This is a genomic window from Clostridium pasteurianum DSM 525 = ATCC 6013, from assembly GCF_000807255.1.
Taxonomy (GTDB): domain Bacteria; phylum Bacillota; class Clostridia; order Clostridiales; family Clostridiaceae; genus Clostridium_I; species Clostridium_I pasteurianum.
Map to the genome: position 1 here is coordinate 2,378,841 of NZ_CP009268.1, position 18,097 is coordinate 2,396,937.

17 protein-coding genes and 1 other RNA gene are annotated in these 18,097 nt (G+C 31.1%); 2 read left to right on the forward strand and 16 right to left on the reverse strand.

Features of this window, described 5'->3' with window-relative positions; genetic code table 11:
- The first annotated feature begins 398 nt into the window (after positions 1–398).
- Both CLPA_RS10755 and CLPA_RS10760 read left to right on the forward strand, forming a co-directional pair.
- Complete coding sequence (locus tag CLPA_RS10755) at positions 399–1,172, forward strand: threonine/serine exporter family protein (RefSeq protein ID WP_003441787.1); 774 nt, start codon at positions 399–401, stop codon at positions 1,170–1,172.
- Positions 1,169–1,606: a threonine/serine exporter family protein gene (locus CLPA_RS10760; protein ID WP_003441786.1), complete on the forward strand. Its 438-nt coding sequence runs from the start codon at positions 1,169–1,171 to the stop codon at positions 1,604–1,606. Before CLPA_RS10755 ends, CLPA_RS10760 begins: the two co-directional genes overlap by 4 nt.
- A 56-nt stretch (positions 1,607–1,662) precedes the next feature.
- Here CLPA_RS10760 and ssrS read toward each other — a convergent pair.
- The 16 genes from ssrS to queA form a co-directional block, all read right to left on the reverse strand.
- A non-coding RNA gene (ssrS, locus tag CLPA_RS20460) (6S RNA) lies at positions 1,663–1,843 on the reverse strand.
- 72 nt (positions 1,844–1,915) lie between these two features.
- On the reverse strand, positions 1,916–3,700 hold the full coding sequence (aspS, locus tag CLPA_RS10765) for an aspartate--tRNA ligase (RefSeq protein ID WP_003441775.1): 1,785 nt from the start codon (positions 3,698–3,700) through the stop codon (positions 1,916–1,918).
- A gap of 42 nt (positions 3,701–3,742) precedes the next feature.
- A complete protein-coding gene (hisS, locus tag CLPA_RS10770) occupies positions 3,743–4,990 on the reverse strand; it encodes a histidine--tRNA ligase (RefSeq protein ID WP_003441768.1) in 1,248 nt (415 codons plus the stop codon).
- Positions 4,991–5,002: 12 nt separating this feature from the next.
- A complete protein-coding gene (locus CLPA_RS10775; RefSeq protein WP_003441748.1) occupies positions 5,003–6,427 on the reverse strand; it encodes a coproporphyrinogen III oxidase in 1,425 nt (474 codons plus the stop codon).
- Between the two features lie 57 nt (positions 6,428–6,484).
- Complete coding sequence (locus CLPA_RS10780) at positions 6,485–7,084, reverse strand: MBL fold metallo-hydrolase (protein WP_003441745.1); 600 nt, start codon at positions 7,082–7,084, stop codon at positions 6,485–6,487.
- A gap of 10 nt (positions 7,085–7,094) precedes the next feature.
- Entirely contained in the window at positions 7,095–9,305 is a 2,211-nt protein-coding gene (locus CLPA_RS10785; protein ID WP_003441743.1) for a RelA/SpoT family protein, read from the reverse strand.
- A 125-nt stretch (positions 9,306–9,430) separates the two neighbouring features.
- On the reverse strand, positions 9,431–9,949 hold the full coding sequence (locus tag CLPA_RS10790; protein WP_003441741.1) for an adenine phosphoribosyltransferase: 519 nt from the start codon (positions 9,947–9,949) through the stop codon (positions 9,431–9,433).
- Positions 9,950–10,057: 108 nt separating this feature from the next.
- Positions 10,058–10,912 carry a DHH family phosphoesterase gene (locus tag CLPA_RS10795; protein WP_003441740.1) on the reverse strand — a complete coding sequence of 285 codons (855 nt, stop codon included), beginning with the start codon at positions 10,910–10,912 and terminating at the stop codon, positions 10,058–10,060.
- A 121-nt stretch (positions 10,913–11,033) separates the two neighbouring features.
- On the reverse strand, positions 11,034–11,921 hold the full coding sequence (secF, locus tag CLPA_RS10800) for a protein translocase subunit SecF (protein WP_003441739.1): 888 nt from the start codon (positions 11,919–11,921) through the stop codon (positions 11,034–11,036).
- Between the two features lie 4 nt (positions 11,922–11,925).
- A complete protein-coding gene (secD, locus tag CLPA_RS10805; protein ID WP_003441738.1) occupies positions 11,926–13,164 on the reverse strand; it encodes a protein translocase subunit SecD in 1,239 nt (412 codons plus the stop codon).
- A 96-nt stretch (positions 13,165–13,260) separates the two neighbouring features.
- The gene (scfB, locus tag CLPA_RS10810; RefSeq protein ID WP_003441737.1) at positions 13,261–14,625 is read right to left on the reverse strand and encodes a thioether cross-link-forming SCIFF peptide maturase; all 1,365 of its coding nucleotides are present in this window, start codon (positions 14,623–14,625) and stop codon (positions 13,261–13,263) included.
- A 118-nt stretch (positions 14,626–14,743) separates the two neighbouring features.
- Positions 14,744–14,881 carry a six-cysteine ranthipeptide SCIFF gene (gene scfA, locus CLPA_RS10815; RefSeq protein WP_003441734.1) on the reverse strand — a complete coding sequence of 46 codons (138 nt, stop codon included), beginning with the start codon at positions 14,879–14,881 and terminating at the stop codon, positions 14,744–14,746.
- A gap of 63 nt (positions 14,882–14,944) precedes the next feature.
- Positions 14,945–15,325, reverse strand: a complete 381-nt coding sequence (locus CLPA_RS10820) for a TIGR04086 family membrane protein (protein ID WP_003441732.1) — start codon at positions 15,323–15,325, stop codon at positions 14,945–14,947.
- 59 nt (positions 15,326–15,384) lie between these two features.
- The gene (yajC, locus tag CLPA_RS10825) at positions 15,385–15,648 is read right to left on the reverse strand and encodes a preprotein translocase subunit YajC (RefSeq protein WP_236900415.1); all 264 of its coding nucleotides are present in this window, start codon (positions 15,646–15,648) and stop codon (positions 15,385–15,387) included.
- 43 nt (positions 15,649–15,691) lie between these two features.
- Positions 15,692–16,822, reverse strand: coding sequence for a tRNA guanosine(34) transglycosylase Tgt (tgt, locus tag CLPA_RS10830; RefSeq protein WP_003441728.1), 1,131 nt, complete (start codon positions 16,820–16,822; stop codon positions 15,692–15,694).
- Between the two features lie 204 nt (positions 16,823–17,026).
- Positions 17,027–18,052: a tRNA preQ1(34) S-adenosylmethionine ribosyltransferase-isomerase QueA gene (gene queA / locus CLPA_RS10835; RefSeq protein WP_003441725.1), complete on the reverse strand. Its 1,026-nt coding sequence runs from the start codon at positions 18,050–18,052 to the stop codon at positions 17,027–17,029.
- Positions 18,053–18,097: the final 45 nt, after the last annotated feature.

Consider the following 18,097-nt stretch of genomic DNA (forward strand, 5'->3'; position numbering starts at 1 on the left):
AGCCAGGAGTTTAGATTAAAAATTATCCGTGGGCATAACACTATAATATTCCATTTCTTATTAGAATGGAGATAACAGGGGTTAGTCATAGATAAAGTATTATCTAATATAATTCCTTATGTATATATCAATTAGAATGTAGTATTATAATTATGGTCTATAAAAATTCACTATAATTATGATTATATAATGTAAATAGAAATAAAACAACAGTAATTTAAACTATTTATTATGATATAATTATGCTTATAAACAGAGTTCTTTGTTTCATATGGATTTTTTTCTGGCATTTGAAACTTAGAAATCGTTATCCAGAGACGTAGAAGCCGTTATCTCTTACTCCTATATTACGGATGATAGTCATGGGATAAAATTATGATATTATTGAGGAGATATAAATGGACACAAATAAAATATTAGATCTAGCTGCAGAGGCTGGAAAGATAATGCTTGAAAACGGTGCTGAAACTTACAGAGTTGAGGAAACTATGATTAGAATATCAAAGGCTTTTGGAATAATTTCTGTAGATGCCTATGCAACTCCAACAGCAATACTTCTATCAGGTAAAAACAGTAAAAATATTAATAATTCAATTATAAAGAGGATAGTAAGCAGAACTTTTAACATAGATAAAATATCAAATATAAATACTCTCTCCAGAAGTATAGAAAAAAAGCAATTAACTATTGAAGATTTAGAAGTACAACTTGAATCCATAAAGAATATGCCCTCCTATTCTGATAAAATAACTTTATTATCTGCTTGTTTTATAGGGTCATTTTTCACCATATTATTTGGAGGTACTTTTAAAGACTTTTGGTCGGCTTTTATTATAGCAGGAATTATAAAATTTTCTATGAACTTTTTAGCTAAATTTAAGGTAGATTATTTCTTCACAAATATAGTAGGTGGCATGGAAGCGGCCTTTTTTGCAATTATTTTTTATAAACTTGGTTTTGCTGATAACTACGATAAAGTCATAATTGGAGATATAATGCTTTTAGTCCCGGGCCTAGCCATTACCAATGCCATTAGAGATGCCATGAATGGAGATTTAATTTCTGGAACTTCCAGAGCTATAGAAGCACTTTTTATAGCTGTAGCCATAGCAGTTGGAACAGGTATGATCTTTAAATTTTGGTTTGCTTTTTTTGGAGGTATAACTTTATGATTATGTATGCTTTTTACTCCTTTATTTCATCCTTAGGTTTTGCAATAATCTATAATGTAAAAGGGAAAAATGTTATTATAGCTGGTATAGGAGGTGGTATCTCATGGCTTGTATACCTTTTAATAAATAATATATATAATTCAAATTTATTATCTCTATTTATTGGAGCTATATCTGTCTCTATGTATTCTGAAATAATGGCAAGATTGCGCAAGGCACCAGTGACTACCTTCATAATATGTGGTATTATACCCCTAGTACCAGGTAATGGAATGTATTACACCATGTATGAAACCATTATAGGTAACTTACCTAAAGCCACTTCTTATGGCCTTCAAACTTTAGGTGCTGCTGGTTCCATAGCCATAGCAATTGCCATGGTATCTTCTTTATCCAAACTTGTATTTTTAAAGAAAAAAAATAATTCTCAATAATAAACCTATCATTGAAAATTATTTAGAAAATACATTTACACAACTGCTATATAATATAAAATCCTACTGTACCGTATGATGAATTTAAAAGATAACCCGCTCTCAGCAGGTGGGCACTGCCTTCTTGCTTCTTGTTTTCATTTTTACAAATGAACATCATTCCACAAGAAGGGATAAGTTCCCTAAAAAAAAGTGCTGGGTCAACATAAATCCACTTCTCGAACACAGTAGGAATTTTATTTAATTGTTATTCTCTATATATTATACTATATCAATTGTTATTTTAAAATGGCAATCTATAACATTTATTTAGTTTTCTTCTTTTAATACACTTATTCCCAATTCGTCAAGCTGTTTATCATCTACCACATTAGGTGCTTCTGTCATAACGCAGGCTGCATTTTGATTTTTAGGGAATGCTATAACATCTTTTATATTTTCAGTACTTGCAAGAAACATTGTGAGTCTATCAAAGCCATAAGCTAAACCACCATGTGGAGGTGGACCATAATTAAATGCCTCCAGTAAGAAACCAAAACTATTCCAAGCTCTCTCTTTAGTAAATCCAAGCACCTTTAACATCTTCTCCTGAAGATCTGTTTCATGTATTCTTATGCTGCCTCCACCTAATTCTTCTCCATTTAAAACTATATCATAGGCTTTAGCACGTACCCTCCCTGGATCACTTTCAAGATACTTAATATCTTCATCCATGGGCATTGTAAAAGGATGATGCTCGGCCTGAAATCTTTTTTCCTCTTCATTGTAGGATAAAAGCGGAAATTCTGTAACCCAAACAAATCTAAACTCTTTATTATTCTTTAACAGTTCCATTTCTTTTGCAAGGTGAAGTCTCAATTCTCCTAGAGACTTGAATACTATATTATCCTTATCTGCAACTATCAATATTAAATCATTAACCTTAGCATCTATAGCAGTTACTATAGACTTTAATTGCTCTTCTGTAAAAAATTTAGCTATAGGAGATTTTATCTCATTTTCTTTTACAGCTATCCATGCAAGGCCTTTTGCCTTAAAAGTTTTAACAAAATCACCCAATTTGTCTATCTGTTTTCTTCCCATACTGCCACAGCCTTCTGCTTTTATCGCTCTTACACTGCCGCCATTTTCCAATGTATCTTTGAACACCTTAAATTCAGTATCTTTAACCACTTCGCTTAAATCATTTATTTCCATACCAAATCTTAAATCTGGCTTATCGCTCCCATACTTTTCCATGGCAGTTTTATAGGGCATTCTCTCTATAGGAGTTTTTACATCTACTCCAGCTATCTCTTTAAATACTTTCTTTATAAGTTCTTCATTTAGTAATATAACATCATCTTCTTCTACAAAGGAAAGCTCCATATCCACCTGAGTAAATTCCGGCTGTCTGTTTGCCCTTAAATCTTCATCTCTAAAACATTTTGCAATTTGAAAATATTTATCAAAACCTGAGACCATTAAAAGTTGTTTTAAAAGTTGTGGTGATTGAGGCAATGCATAAAATTTTCCATTGAAATTTCTACTTGGTACAAGATAATCTCTTGCTCCTTCCGGAGTACTCTTACCAAGAATTGGAGTTTCAATTTCCAAAAATCCTTTTTCATCTAAAAAATCTCTTATAACCTTTGCAGTTTTATGTCTTATCATAAATATTTTCTGCATATCAGGTCTTCTTAAGTCAAGATATCTATATTTTAATCTTATATTTTCTCCAGCATCTAAATTTTCCTTTATGTATATAGGTGGTGTTTCACTTTCAGATAGAATCTTTATATTCTCACCAAGTAATTCCACCATACCTGTTGGCATATTTTCATTAGGTGCTTCCCTTTTTACTATTTTACCAGTAACAGCTATACAATATTCTGATTTTACAGTATCAGCTTTTGTAAAGGCATCTTCATTTATTTCTTCTCCAAATACAACCTGAAGAAGTCCTGTTCTATCTCTTAAGTCCACAAAGACAAGTCCACCAAGATTTCTCTTTTTCTGAACCCATCCCATAGCTGTAATAGTATTTCCTATACTGTTTTCTCTAAGTTCACCGCACATAACAGTTCTTTTGAGACCTTTTAATGCTTCTCCCATTAGTACTCCTCCTAAAATAAGATTATAGAATTTTCATATAAGCTATTTAATTTTATCTGCAATATCCCTAAGGTCCATTATATCAATATCTATTTGCTCACCATCGCTCATTCTTTTTAATTTTGCCTTTTTTTGATCAAGTTCTGTTTCTCCAAGTACAACAGTATAGGCTGCTTCAACTTTGTTAGAATATTTCATTTGACCTTTTACATTTCTAGACATGTGATTACATTCACATTTTATACCTTTTTCCCTCAATCCATTTACAATTTTTAGAGATTCTATTTTACTTGCTTCATCCATAGATGCAATATATAAATCTATATAATTAGGTTTTGGTATTTCTATTCCCTCTTCTTCTAAAGTAAGTATAAGTCTTTCAAGTCCCATACCAAATCCTACTGCTGGCATCTCTGGTCCGCCTACTTCCTGAATAAGCCCATCATATCTTCCTCCACCACAAACAGTAATATCTTTATTTATAATTTCAAATACAGTTTTTGTATAGTAATCAAGACCTCTTACTATAAGCGGATCTATCTTAAATTCTATTCCAAGAGCAGTTAAATAGTTTTTCAGCTTATCAAAATGATCTTTACAATCATCACATACGTAATCAAGAATAATCGGTGCACCTTCCACAATCTTCTTACAATTTTTATTTTTACAATCCAATATTCTCATAGGATTTTTTTCAAATCTAGATTTACATACATCACACAGATCATCATAATTTTTCTTTAAGTATGATTTTAAAGCATCATTGTAGTTCTTTCTACACTTAGGACATCCAATATTGTTTATATTTAATTTTAAACCTTTTATACCAAATTCTCTAAAAGCCCTCATGGCAAGACTTATTATTTCTGCATCTAAAGAGGCCTCTTTAGATCCAAAAATCTCCACACCAAACTGATGGTGTTCTCTAAGTCTTCCCTTTTGCACATTTTCATATCTGAATACAGGTGTAAAATAATATAATTTAGTTGGTTGTGCTTCATTAAAAAGTGAATTTTCAACAAAAGCTCTTACTGCTGGTGAAGTTCCTTCCGGCTTAAGAGTTACACTTCTTCCGCCTTTATCTTCAAAAGTATACATCTCCTTTTGTACTACATCCGTAGTATCCCCTACTCCTCTTTCGAATAATTCAGTACTTTCAAAAGCGGGAGTTCTTATCTCACGACAAGCATAAGTTTCAGCAATACCTTTTAATTTATTTTCTATATAATGCCACTTATATGCATTTTGTGGCAGCATATCTTTTGTACCTTTTGGTGCTTGAATTGACATTTTAAGTCCTCCTTAACTATATAATTCATTTAGAAATTCTATTTTACTTTTAACTTTTTCTTCTATTCTTTTAGTATACTCTCTTATATCCTTTAAATTTGGAAATCTCTCCAATCTATTTTCATCTAAAAATATAATTTTAGAAACTGCATTAGCACCTATTCCTATGATAGTCTGTCTTTCCTCAATCATTTCTACATTATAAATACATTCCTTACCAGGAATTGAGTAGCCAACATTCTCCATATGGCCCACCATATTCTTTTGCCTATACATATAATAGGGTTTAAGATTTAGCTTCCTTGAAAGCTTGACTGTTTCATTATACATTTTATCCAGTTCATCAGTTGATGCTATTTTCATCTCAATATTATTTAAAATATTTTGATGCAGCTTTGAACCTCTTTTTAAAGACATACCATGAACAGTTAAGCTTTCTGGACTTAACTGTAAAATCTCATTACAAGTATATTTAATTTCCTTTAAATTTTCTCCGGGAAGTCCAACAATTATATCTACATTTATATTATTAAATCCCAAGTTTCTAGCAAGCTTAAATTTATCTATCATATCTTTAGAATTATGACCTCTTCCTATGAGTTTGAGAGTGGAATCATTCATAGTTTGAGGATTTATACTTATTCTTTGAACTTTAAATTTTTTTAATATATTAAGCTTTCTTTCATTAATGCTATCTGGTCTGCCACATTCTACAGTAAATTCCTTTACATTGTTGTTTACTATAAAATTATTATATATTTTCATCATAGTATCATGAAATTGATAGTTATCTATAGATGTAGGAGTTCCCCCTCCAAAATATACACATTCAATATTGAGATTTTTACTTTTAATATATTCTGCTATTCTATCCATCTCATAATACATTGCCTTTAAATAATCCTCCACTATATTCTTACAGTTTTTTATTGTATCAGAAATAAAACTGCAATAAAGACACCTAGTTGGACAAAAAGGCATACCTATATATATACTTATACTTTTACTCTTTTTATTCACAAAAGTTTTTTCAATTTTCGCTACATCTATGCAAAGATTTATTTTATCTTCTCTTGTCAAGCTATGATGCTTAAAATATTTCTTAATCTGTTCTGTGGTTTTGCCATCTTTCAATAATCTTAATACTATTTTAGTAGGTCTTATTCCCACAAGAGTCCCCCATGGAAAATTTTTCCCTGTAACTTTACTTAAGTGCCTATATAAAATCTTTTTCACATTTTCTTTTTCTGTCAGTTCTTTTTCATATTTATAAATTTCACATATACTACCCTGTGAAACTTCTATACTATCCATTTTAACAACCAGCTTATAGTCATATTTACTGTCATTGACAAATTTTACTTCATCATAAAACAAATGAAATACATTATATATTTCATATTTAAACTTTTCATCAGCAACTTTTATTTTAGCCATATTATCTCCACTAATTTCCAACTTTGAATATTTAAAAAGCAATTAAATAATAGCAATCTATAAAAAAGGATTGTTATTTCTTTCAAAGGCTATGCTGGATTTCGGACCATGACCTGGATAAACTACTGTATCATCTGGCAGTGTTAACAATTTATTTTTTATACTTTTTATTATACTCTCAAAATTTCCACCTTGAAAATCTGTTCTTCCAATAGATCTTTGAAACAGAGTATCACCAGTAAAAACCACATTACCTATTAAAAAACACATACCTCCAGGTGTGTGTCCTGGTGTCTCTATACATTTAATTTCATAGTTTCCAAAATGAAGTACATCACCTTCTTTAAGAAATTTATCTCCATTCTCATTTTCATTTCCATAAATAGGCACCTTTTTCTTTATAAACTCTGCATCTTTTTCATTTATATATACATTGCACTTAAATTCGTTTCTAAGTTCACTTACTGCCCCAGTATGATCTGCATGTCCGTGAGTCAATAAAATCATTTTAACTTTTGCCTTTAAGGATTTTATATTATCTATAAGAATGTTTGCATCCCCGCCGGGATCAATAACTGCAGCTTCACCAGAAGTTTCATCCAATAAAATATAACAATTGGCATCATAAATGCCTGCAGGTATAATATTAATTTTCATAGTAATCCTCCTAACTTTTCGTTCTATATACTTCCATAACACCTTTTAGTTTTTTTATGTTTCTCATAATTATATCTAAATGCCCTATATCAACTATTTTAACTTTAAAAGTAATGAAAGCTATATCGCCCTTCACCGCTTTTGCACTCATAGATTGAATATTTGTATCCATAGAGTTTAGTATTTCCATTATATCCGTCAAAAGTCTAGGTCTGTCATCTGCCTTTATCTGTATTTCTGCAATATAAGCTTCATTTCCATTTCCCCACGCCACTTCAACTATTCTGCCAGGATCCTGTTTTATTAAATTATTGGCATTTTCACAGTCTTTTCTGTGGATAGATACACCCCTCCCTTTGGTTATATAACCTATAATATCATCACCAGGAACAGGATTACAGCATCTAGAAAATCTTACGAGTATATCTGTTTCTCCTTTTACGGTAACTCCAGGATTATAACTCTTTCTTGCTTTTTCTTTTCTATTTTCCTTGTTTATATGATCTTTTATGTCCTTTAAAGCTGATTCTTCTTCATCTGAAGCATTTTTCCCTTGAATATTTTCCTTCAATTTCGATACTAACAATGAAGGTGAGGTAGTACCAATAGCTATGGAAACATAGAGATCTTCTATACTATTGAGATTGTTTTTCTTTAAAATTGATTCTAAACCAATTTCTTTTATAAATTCAGCAAAATTATGTCCTTGTTTTTTTGCTTCCTTCTCTACAATTTCTTTTCCCCTAGTTATATTTTCCTCTCTTTTAGCTTTTTTAAACCAGGCCTTTATTTTAATCTTTGCCTGGTTACTTTTAACACTGTTAAGCCACTGGATATTAGGTCCTTTATCTATTCCAGAAGTTAAAACTTCTACTATCTCACCCGTTTTGAGTTTATAATCTAAAGGAACTATTCTGCCGTTTACTTTGGCACCTACACACCTATTTCCTATATCTGTATGGATTTTATAAGCAAAATCCACTGGTGTAGCTTCTGAAGGTAAACTGATAACAGATCCCTTAGGTGTAAATACAAAGACTTCATCCTCGAATAAATCTATCTTAAAATTTTCCATAAATTCTTCCGGATTAGTAGTTTCTTTCTGCCAATCCAACATTTCTCTTACCCAAGTAAGTTTTGTATCAAAATCTGCCTTTTCTATTTCTACACCTTTATTATCTGTTCCCTCTACTATTCCCTCTTTATACTTCCAGTGAGCTGCAATACCATATTCAGCGGTCTTATGCATTTCATAAGTTCTTATTTGAATTTCAAAAGACTTTCCTTGAGGTCCTATAACTGTAGAGTGAAGAGACTGATACATATTAGGCTTAGGCATAGCAATGTAATCCTTAAATCTTCCCGGTATAGGTTTATACATTGTATGGACTATTCCAAGAACTGTATAACACTCTCTTATATCATTAACTAGTATCCTTATGGCCGTCAAATCAAATATCTGATCTAAAGTCTTATTTTTATTTACCATCTTTCTGTATATACTATAAAAATGTTTAGGTCTTCCATCAATATCTGCCATTATATTAGCATCTTCCAAATTTTTATAAAGTTCACTAATTATGCCCCTTATATATTCTTCTCTTTCCACTCTTTTTTCTGCTATATCATCTACTAATTCATAGTACTCATTAGGTTTTATATATCTAAAAGCCAAGTCTTCTAATTCCCACTTTATTTTTGAAATACCAAGCCTGTGAGCTAGGGGAGCAAATATATCCAGAGTTTCTTTTGCCTTTTCCTTTTGTTTGCTAGCAGACATATATTTTAAAGTTCTCATATTATGTAATCTATCTGATAATTTTATTAATATAACTCTTATATCCTTTGCCATTGCAAGTAACATTTTTCTCACATTATCTGCCTGCTGTTCTTCTTTAGTCTTATAACTTATTTTACCTAGCTTTGTTACACCTTCAACTAAGTTTGCCACTTCACCATTAAATTCTCTTGTAAGATCCTCATGAGTATATTCCGTATCTTCTATAACATCATGAAGAAGCCCAGCTGCTATAGTATTTTGGTCCATGCCCATCTCTGCTAAAATACATGCTACCTCTTCTGGATGTATAATATAAGGTTCTCCAGATTCTCTTTTCTGTTTTTTATGGGCATTCATAGCGAAATTATAAGCTTTATTAATAAAATTTTTATCAACATTATAACAGTATTTATCTATCGTTTCCATTAGCTTGCTAAGCATTGATTTCTCTCCCTAAAATCAAAGGCTGGTTATTACACCAGCCAAATTATTTTACTATAATTATATATTATTATGTAATACTTTGCAATTTAAAATTAGGCTTTAGTGGTTTTATTTGTCTTAACTTAAAATTCATACTTAATAAGTGAATCTACATCATATTTTTTCAATTTTTCTCTTCCATTAAGACCAGTAAGTTCTATTAGAAAATTTATAGAAACTACTTCTCCACCTAGTTCTTCTACAAGTTTTGTCACAGCTTCTATAGTTCCACCTGTAGCAAGTAAATCATCTATTATTACCACTCTTGCTCCATTAGTAATAGCATCCTTATGTATTTCAATAATATCCTTTCCATACTCAAGACCATATTCAATACCTAAAACTTCAGAAGGCAATTTTCCTTTTTTCCTTGCGGGTATAAAACCAGCATCTAATGCATACGCAAGTGGTGCACCAAACATAAATCCCCTTGCTTCCGGTCCTATAACTAAATCTATATTTTTATCCTTCAGTATTTCAGCAAAGGAATCAATTGCATATTTAAAGGCTTTCTTATCCTTAAGCAACGTAGTTATATCTTTAAAACTTATGCCTTCTTTCGGGAAATCTTCAATAACTCTAATCTTATCTTCCAAATTCATTTTTTATTCCTCCTAAATTAAAACAAACATAAATGAACCTTATTTAATTTGGGTTAGCTCCATAGTGAGGTATTAACAATAAATATTAGCACATATTTGCAATTAAATTTATTTTAAAATCTCTTTATTTAAATACTTTGCAATTTGAAATGCTCTATAACTGTCATGAGTAGTAAAAAGCTCCACAGCAATTCTGGCATTATCAATTCTTCCAACCACACTTTTTGCGGAAATAACTGATTGTGACAATTTAATTACTGCTTTCTGATCAATTTTTTTAAAATTATTAATCTTCATAAGCGCTTTTATCCCATAATTATTAGTAGCAGCAAGATGTTCTAATCCTATGTCAACTATTGTCCTATTTTCTGCTTCTAAAGGCAATTTACTTGAAATAGTCCCAATCATAGCTAAATCTATATACTTATATACCCCTTTTATTTTATAGTACCTAGAAACTGCTTCACAGAACTTAAATGCAATACCTGCAGCAGATAAAAATTTAAAAGGATATTTACACAATTTTTTATTAGGATTTATGATTATTGCCTGTTCACAATCACTATAGATTTCATGATAATCAGTAACTATAACATCTATTCCCATATCTTGTGCTAACATAATTTCATCTTTTGAATTACTTCCACAGCCTACTGTTATAAGTAAATCAGCACCAAGATACCTTATGTATTCCTTCAAAGATTCACTGCTTATTCTATATTCCTCATCCATGTAATCTGGTATAAAATATTCTACATCAGCATTAAGATATTTTAATAATAAAAATAGTATGGATATACCTGATATACTATCTACATCACTATACCCATATATTATTATCTTTTCTTTATTATTTACTGCTTTAAGAACTCTATTTATAGCTTCCCTCATGCCATCCATAAAAAAAGGATTATGAAATTTTAACTGTTTTAAATAGTGGACATTTTCTTCAATTATCTCCATAATTTATTCCTCCAGTTTTATAGAAAACATAATATATTATATAATATATACTTTCATAATACAAATGTTTTGAGCTAAAAACTAAAGTATACCACTATTCATTTAAATTTTAATAAATTAATTAAGACTTTTTACTTTCTATTTTTCTTTTATTAGCTCTCTTTTTTAGTAAAAACCATACTGGACTAGCTATAAATATAGATGAATAACAACCTGAAGCTATACCAACCAGTATTGGAAGCGTAAATTCCCTTACACTTGGAACAAATATATGTACACAGGTTATTGTAACTATTGTAGTTGTTACAGTACATATTGACCTTCCTACGGTTTGATATATACTTATATCAGCCATTTCTATCAAATCTTTGCCTCTCAGCTTCCTTTGATTTTCTCTTATTCTATCAAATATAACTATAGTATCAGCTATAGAATATCCTATTATAGTTAAGATTGCTGCTATAAAAGGTGTATTAATAGGAAGATTACCTATAGCATACACTCCCAATGTAATTAATATATCATGAATTAGAGCTATTACCGCTGCTAAACCAAACTTAAATTCAAATCTGTAGGCTATAAAAGCTAACATCAATACCATAGATACTGCTAATGAAATTACAGCTTTTTTTATAAGCTCGTTTCCTACAGTAGCTCCTATTCTTTCTCTGTTTATTAGATTTGAATCTTTTAATTTATACTTTTCCTTAATATCATTAAACAATTTTGTTGAATTTTCATCTGAAATAGCTTCACTATTAATTCTTATATCCAATTCCTTGTTATTTGCTTTAGTAGTCTCAAACTCATTAGCTTTAACATATTTTTGTATTATCTTATCCGCATCTTCTTTATTAAAATCCTTGTTAATATTTATTTGAATAATAGTACCGCCTCTGAAATCTATACCAAAATTAAGTCCTCTGTAGGCAGTAAAGCCTATACTGATTATAATTAAAATGGCGGAAATGGTAAACCAAATTTTTCTATTTTCAACAACTTTAATCATCTGTTTACCCCCTCTTTACCCCAAAGTGTTTAGGCTTACTTATTATTCCAATATCAATAGCCCAATTTAATAGATGTTTTGTTACAAATAATGCTGTAAATAAACTTACAAGTACTCCTATTATAAGTGTTAAGGCAAATCCTTTTACAACACCTGATCCTAGAAAATATAATACAACCCCTGCAATTATTGTATTTATATTTGAATCTACAATGGAGGACATAGCATTTTGAAAACCTGCTCTAGTAGCTGACTTTATAGATTTTCCAGCTTTAAGCTCTTCCTTTATCCTTGCAAAAATAAGCACATTTGCATCTACTGCCATACCAACAGTCAATAAAAATCCGGCTATTCCTGAGAGAGTAAGTGTTGCACCTATACCAGAAAATATGAAAAGTACTAAAAATACATATAGTATAAGAGCTATATCCGCCATAATTCCCGGAAGTCTAAACCATATAAACATAAGTGCTAAAACTATTGCTATACCAATTACACCTGCACGTACACTCAAAGGCAGTGCATTGGCACCAAGAGTTGCACTTACAGTTTTAACTTCTACAGTTTTAAGTGTTACAGGAAGTGCTCCAGCACTTATTATATCTGCTTGTCTTTTTGCTTCCTCAATACTCATAGACCCAGTAATTTGAGCTTTTCCATCAGATATAACAGAATTCACTGTTGGACTTGTAAGAACTTCATCATCCATATATATAGAAATAGTCTGACCTAAGTATTTTTCAGTAGCAGCTGCAAATTTTTTAGTACCGCTGTCACTTAACTGAAGGTTTATAAGCGGCTTATTATTCTGTGGATCAGTACCTACACTGGCACTTTTCACATCGCTTCCCGTTAAAACTGTTGTATTGTCAGGACCTACAAATTTCAGCTGACCAGTTTTACCTATAGTTTTCAGTACATCATCAGGATTATACTTGCCTGGAACCTCAACTCTTATTTTATCGCTTCCTTCTTTCGCTACGCTGGTTTCACTTACTCCCATTCTATTTACCCTTGAATCAAGTAATTGTATAGTTCGCTGCATAGTAGCATTGGAAACATTTTTGTCTGTAATCTGCTGTACTACTGACACTCCACCTTGAAGATCCAGACCTCTATTTATAGTTTTACTGAAAGGTTTCACCTCATAGGTACTTCCCACAAAACCAAAAGTACCTAAATAAGCTAAAACTCCAATTATAACTATACTCAGTACAAAGAAAACTGCACTCTTTTTCTTCATTTTTATCCTCCTTTGTTGGAAATATTTTTAGCCACCCATTTTACATTATAGTTGTGCACATATAATTAGTCAATATTAGGTAATTTCTTAGTGTCTTTAATATTTCATTGTTTTTGCTTTCAGTGCTATAGAACATTCTATTCTCTTTTTCTGCATCTTACAGCCTATTTCATAAGGTATATGGAAATCCTTATTAAAATTATAATTATTGGCCTGACATCCACCGCTGCAGTAAAATCTTGCCCAGCAATCCCTGCATTTAGGTTTATTATATATATGAGCTTCTTTAAACTCCTTTGAAATTTCTTCATTTATATTGTCATCAAATATGGTACCTAATTTGAATTCTTCATTACCTACAAACTGATGACAGGGATACACATCTCCATCAGGTGTTATTGCCACATATTCATGACCTGCCCCGCATCCGGATATTCTCTTATAAACGCAAGGACCACCCTGTAAATTTATATTAAAATGATAAAACTTAAATTCATTTCCCTCTTTATGTCTCTTAAGCATTTCTTCATATAATTTATCATATTGCTTAAATATTGTTTCTAAATCTTCTTCTCTTATAGAAAGTGGATCTTCCTCTGGGAGTACCACTGGTTCAATAGAAATTTCTTTAAACCCCAAATCTGCCATATGTTTTACATCTTCAAAAAAATCTGTGTTATTTCTTGTAAAAGTACCTCTTGCATAATATTGTTTAGAACTGTCTCTCATATCTACCATTTTTTTAATATTGGGCAAAATTACATCATAACATCCACTTCCATCTGCCCTTACTCTAACACTATCATTAACTTCTTTTCTTCCATCTATACTTAAAACTATATTCCCCATATTTTTATCAATATATTTCATTATTTCATCATTTAATAAAGTTGCATTGGTAGTCATAGTAAATCTTATATTTTTATTATGTAATTTTTCCTGTACTTTTGCATACTCAACTATTTCTTTAACTGTATCAAAAGCTAAAAGCGGCTCTCCACCAAACAGGTCTACCTCTATATTATTTCTTGGGCCTGAATGTTTTATGACAAAGTCAATAGCTTTTTTACCTACTTCTGGAGACATTAACATTCTACATCCTTTGTACTCGCCTTCCTCCGCAAAACAATATTTACACTTTAAATTACAATCATGTGCTATATTTAAACACAAAGCTTTAATATATGACTTACCCTTTACTGATTCTCTTGCTATATCTTCATATAAATCTTTTGAATAAAGGACTTCTTCATCAACAAGTATTTTTATTTCATCATAAGCTTCAGATATTTCTTCTATAGTATATATATCTGAAAACTTATTTATAAGCTCTTCTTTTGATTTCAGCCCCTCTTCATCCAGCAAATCATAAACTAATTGGTCTATAGCATGTACACTTCCTGTATTTATATCTATAACATAATAATTATTACCTTGAATAAATTTATGAATTAATGACAAATCATTTTCCTCCTCAAAATATAAACTTAAAGCAATAATTAAGACATCTGAAAATAAATAGACTAGAATAATTACTAGTCCATTTATCTAAGATGTCTTAATCTACTGCTTGTATTAATTATTGCTCACAAGCTAAATTTGCCACAGTACATGAAGTTTTACATGCAGACTGACATGAATTAGCACACTCTTTGCAGCCAGGTTTTTTTAAACTTTCTTTTATATTTGATTTGTTTATACTTTTTATGTGTTTCATAAAAATTCCTCCATTCAATAAATTACTTGCTCAATTATAACACAATAACTCTTTTAAATAAAGTCACTCTATGTTAATTCCAAGCATTCCAGCTAATATGCCTACAAACACACATAACCCTAATCTAGATAAATCCTTTACTGTAAGCATTGCATCTCTACTCTGAGCTACAAGGGCAACCAAATAAAATATTATAAAATATATTAATGCCACCATAAGTCCATTTAGCCATCCTTTTTTACCAGTTTTTCTAGAAGCATACACCGAACCATACACTACGCTTAAAAGAGTTGCAACAATAATAAGTACTGAGGTAATACTCTCATTAACTTGCACAAAATGGACTACTACCGCATATATAAGTAATATAGCAAGAGTCATAAAGAAGCCCATAAGTACGCCTTCTATAACATTAACATATATACCCTTTCTTCTCTTCTCCATAAAAAACACCTCCTATCTAATACTATTTATGTAGACAAGAGGTGTTTTATTACTATTTATTATTTACTTGTTTCTATTTCTTTAGACTTACTGCTAACTATGGCATTTATAGCACGCTTTAAAACTTTTAGTCTTGCCTTATCAGGACCAGATTGAATAATTACATAATCATCTTGAATGTTAGTAATTTTGCCAATAATCCCGCCTGTTGTTACTACTTCATCATTAACTTTTATGCTGCTGATAAGATCATTAAATTTTTTCTTTCTCTTTCTTTCAGGTAAGAATATCATCATATAGAATAATCCCAGCACTATTACCATATATATTATAATAATATAGTTCTGCACAAAAAATTCCTCCTTTCTAGGCTTTTCCATCCCACATATTCAACTTTTCTTTTTTAAACTCCTCAAAATAATCTCCATCTATAGAATTTCTTATGTCTTCCATAAGTTTATTATAAAAATAGAGATTATGAAGGACACATAACCTTAACGCAAGCATTTCTTTGGCTTTAAATAGATGTCTTATATAAGCCCTTGAATAGTTTCTACAAGCAGGACATTCGCATCCTTCATCTATTGGTGATGAATCCAATTCATATTTTGCGTTGAATAGATTTATTTTACCATATTTTGTGAACACATGTCCATGTCTTCCATTTCTAGCTGGAAGAACACAATCAAAAAAATCTACTCCCCTTGATACTGCTTCCAGAATGTTGCTTGGGAGACCTACTCCCATTAAATAAATGGGCTTATTCTGTGGCAGGTGTGGAACTACCACATCTATAATCCTATACATTTCTTCATGGGTTTCTCCTACTGCAAGTCCTCCAATAGCATATCCATCCAAATCAAATTTTGAAATAGTTTTAGCATGTTCTATTCTTATATCATCATAGATGCCACCTTGGTTTATGGCAAAAAGCATTTGTTTTTTATTTATAGTATCTTCAAGAGAGTTAAGTCTATCCATTTCATCCTTACACCTTTGCAGCCATCTTGTAGTTCTGGCTACGGAATTTTCTACATAACTTCTCGAAGAGGGATTTGGAATACACTCATCAAATGCCATAGCTATAGTAGATGCTAAATTGCTTTGAATTTGCATACTTTCCTCTGGTCCCATAAAGATTTTTCTACCATCTATGTGAGAGCTAAAATATACTCCTTCTTCCTTTATTTTTCTTATATTAGATAAAGAAAATACTTGAAATCCTCCAGAGTCCGTCAAAATTGGTCTATCCCAATTCATAAATTTATGTAGACCACCTAATTGCTTAACAATTTTATTTCCTGGTCTTAAACTTAAATGATATGTATTTGAAAGCTGCACTTGACAATTTATTTCCTTTAAATCCATAGTAGATACTGCCCCTTTTATAGCAGCCAAAGTACCTACATTCATAAACACAGGAGTTTGTATAACTCCATGGGTCGTTGTAAATTCTCCTCTTCTCACCTTACCAGTGGTTTTTAGTAATTTGTACATTAGGTTTATCTTCTCCTTACGTAGTCTATTGAAGCAAGTTCTTAATTCAGGTGGGGATTCTTTTACCCCATCTGAATTTTAGAACTGCGAATGCATGGCTTACTTGGCGTTGAACTCCCACTTGAAGAAGGGGGAGACTCACGGCAAGTTAGTCAGGTTAAAATAATCTTACTACAAACAAAGTCCTTTAAATATTGGATATGATCATCTTATAAACATAGCATCTCCAAAACTGAAAAATCTATATTTTTCTCTCACTGCTGTATTATAAGCTTTCATTATTATTTCTCTGTTAGATAAAGCACTAACTAACATTATAAGAGTAGATTCAGGAAGATGAAAGTTGGTTATAAGTCCATCTACTACTTTGTATTTATAACCTGGATATATAAATATATCTGTCCATCCAGAGGCTTCCTTTACTTTCCCTTGCTCATCTCCAATAGTCTCAAGAGTTCTTGTGGAAGTTGTTCCTACCGAAATAATTCTGCCACCTTCTTCTTTTGTTTTATTTATTATATCTGCACTTTCCTTTGACAACTGATAAAACTCTGAGTGCATATGATGTTCTTGAATATTGTCTACTTTTACAGGTCTAAAAGTACCTAATCCCACATGTAATGTTAAAAATACTATTTTTATCCCTTTGCCTCGAATTTTATCTAAAAGCTCCTCTGTAAAATGTAATCCAGCTGTAGGTGCTGCTGCAGATCCTTCATTTTTGGAATACACCGTTTGGTATTGCTCTCTATCCTTAAGTCTTTCTGTTATATAGGGTGGGAGAGGCATTTGACCTAATTTGTCTAAAATTTCCTCAAAAATCCCACTATACTGAAATTCTATTATTCTATTACCTTCTTCAGCTATTGATTTCACCTGGGCCTTTAACATGCCTTCTCCAAATTCAAATTTTGCCCCTACTTTAGCTTTTTTGCCAGGTTTAACCAAAGTTTCCCAAGTATTTTTATTCAATCTCTTTAACAGAAGCAATTCTATTTTACCACCGCTATCTTCTTTACTCCCTATAAGACGTGCTGGAATAACTCTTGTATCATTTAAAACTAAACAATCCTTAGGATCCAAATATTCAATTATATCTTTAAAAATTTTATGTTCAATTTCTCCTGTCTGTTTATTTAATACCATTAATCTGCACTCATCTCTCTTTTCTGATGGATGCTGTGCTATCAATTCCTCTGGTAAATCAAAATCAAAATCTTTAAGTTGCAAAAACTTCACCCTCTTCAAAGTTAACTGTTGTATGTAAAATCTTAA

Excerpts from the sequence above, each read along its gene's own strand:
- CLPA_RS10755 (WP_003441787.1), top strand. The coding sequence starts at position 399 with ATGGACACAAATAAAATATTAGATCTAGCTGCAGAGGCTGGAAAGATA.
- CLPA_RS10760 (WP_003441786.1), top strand. The coding sequence starts at position 1,169 with ATGATTATGTATGCTTTTTACTCCTTTATTTCATCCTTAGGTTTTGCA.
- aspS (WP_003441775.1), bottom strand. The coding sequence starts at position 3,700 with ATGGGAGAAGCATTAAAAGGTCTCAAAAGAACTGTTATGTGCGGTGAA.
- hisS (WP_003441768.1), bottom strand. The coding sequence starts at position 4,990 with ATGTCAATTCAAGCACCAAAAGGTACAAAAGATATGCTGCCACAAAAT.
- CLPA_RS10775 (WP_003441748.1), bottom strand. The coding sequence starts at position 6,427 with ATGGCTAAAATAAAAGTTGCTGATGAAAAGTTTAAATATGAAATATAT.
- CLPA_RS10780 (WP_003441745.1), bottom strand. The coding sequence starts at position 7,084 with ATGAAAATTAATATTATACCTGCAGGCATTTATGATGCCAATTGTTAT.
- CLPA_RS10785 (WP_003441743.1), bottom strand. The coding sequence starts at position 9,305 with ATGCTTAGCAAGCTAATGGAAACGATAGATAAATACTGTTATAATGTT.
- CLPA_RS10790 (WP_003441741.1), bottom strand. The coding sequence starts at position 9,949 with ATGAATTTGGAAGATAAGATTAGAGTTATTGAAGATTTCCCGAAAGAA.
- CLPA_RS10795 (WP_003441740.1), bottom strand. The coding sequence starts at position 10,912 with ATGGAGATAATTGAAGAAAATGTCCACTATTTAAAACAGTTAAAATTT.
- secF (WP_003441739.1), bottom strand. The coding sequence starts at position 11,921 with ATGATTAAAGTTGTTGAAAATAGAAAAATTTGGTTTACCATTTCCGCC.
- secD (WP_003441738.1), bottom strand. The coding sequence starts at position 13,164 with ATGAAGAAAAAGAGTGCAGTTTTCTTTGTACTGAGTATAGTTATAATT.
- scfA (WP_003441734.1), bottom strand. The coding sequence starts at position 14,881 with ATGAAACACATAAAAAGTATAAACAAATCAAATATAAAAGAAAGTTTA.
- CLPA_RS10820 (WP_003441732.1), bottom strand. The coding sequence starts at position 15,325 with ATGGAGAAGAGAAGAAAGGGTATATATGTTAATGTTATAGAAGGCGTA.
- yajC (WP_236900415.1), bottom strand. The coding sequence starts at position 15,648 with ATGGTAATAGTGCTGGGATTATTCTATATGATGATATTCTTACCTGAA.
- tgt (WP_003441728.1), bottom strand. The coding sequence starts at position 16,822 with ATGTACAAATTACTAAAAACCACTGGTAAGGTGAGAAGAGGAGAATTT.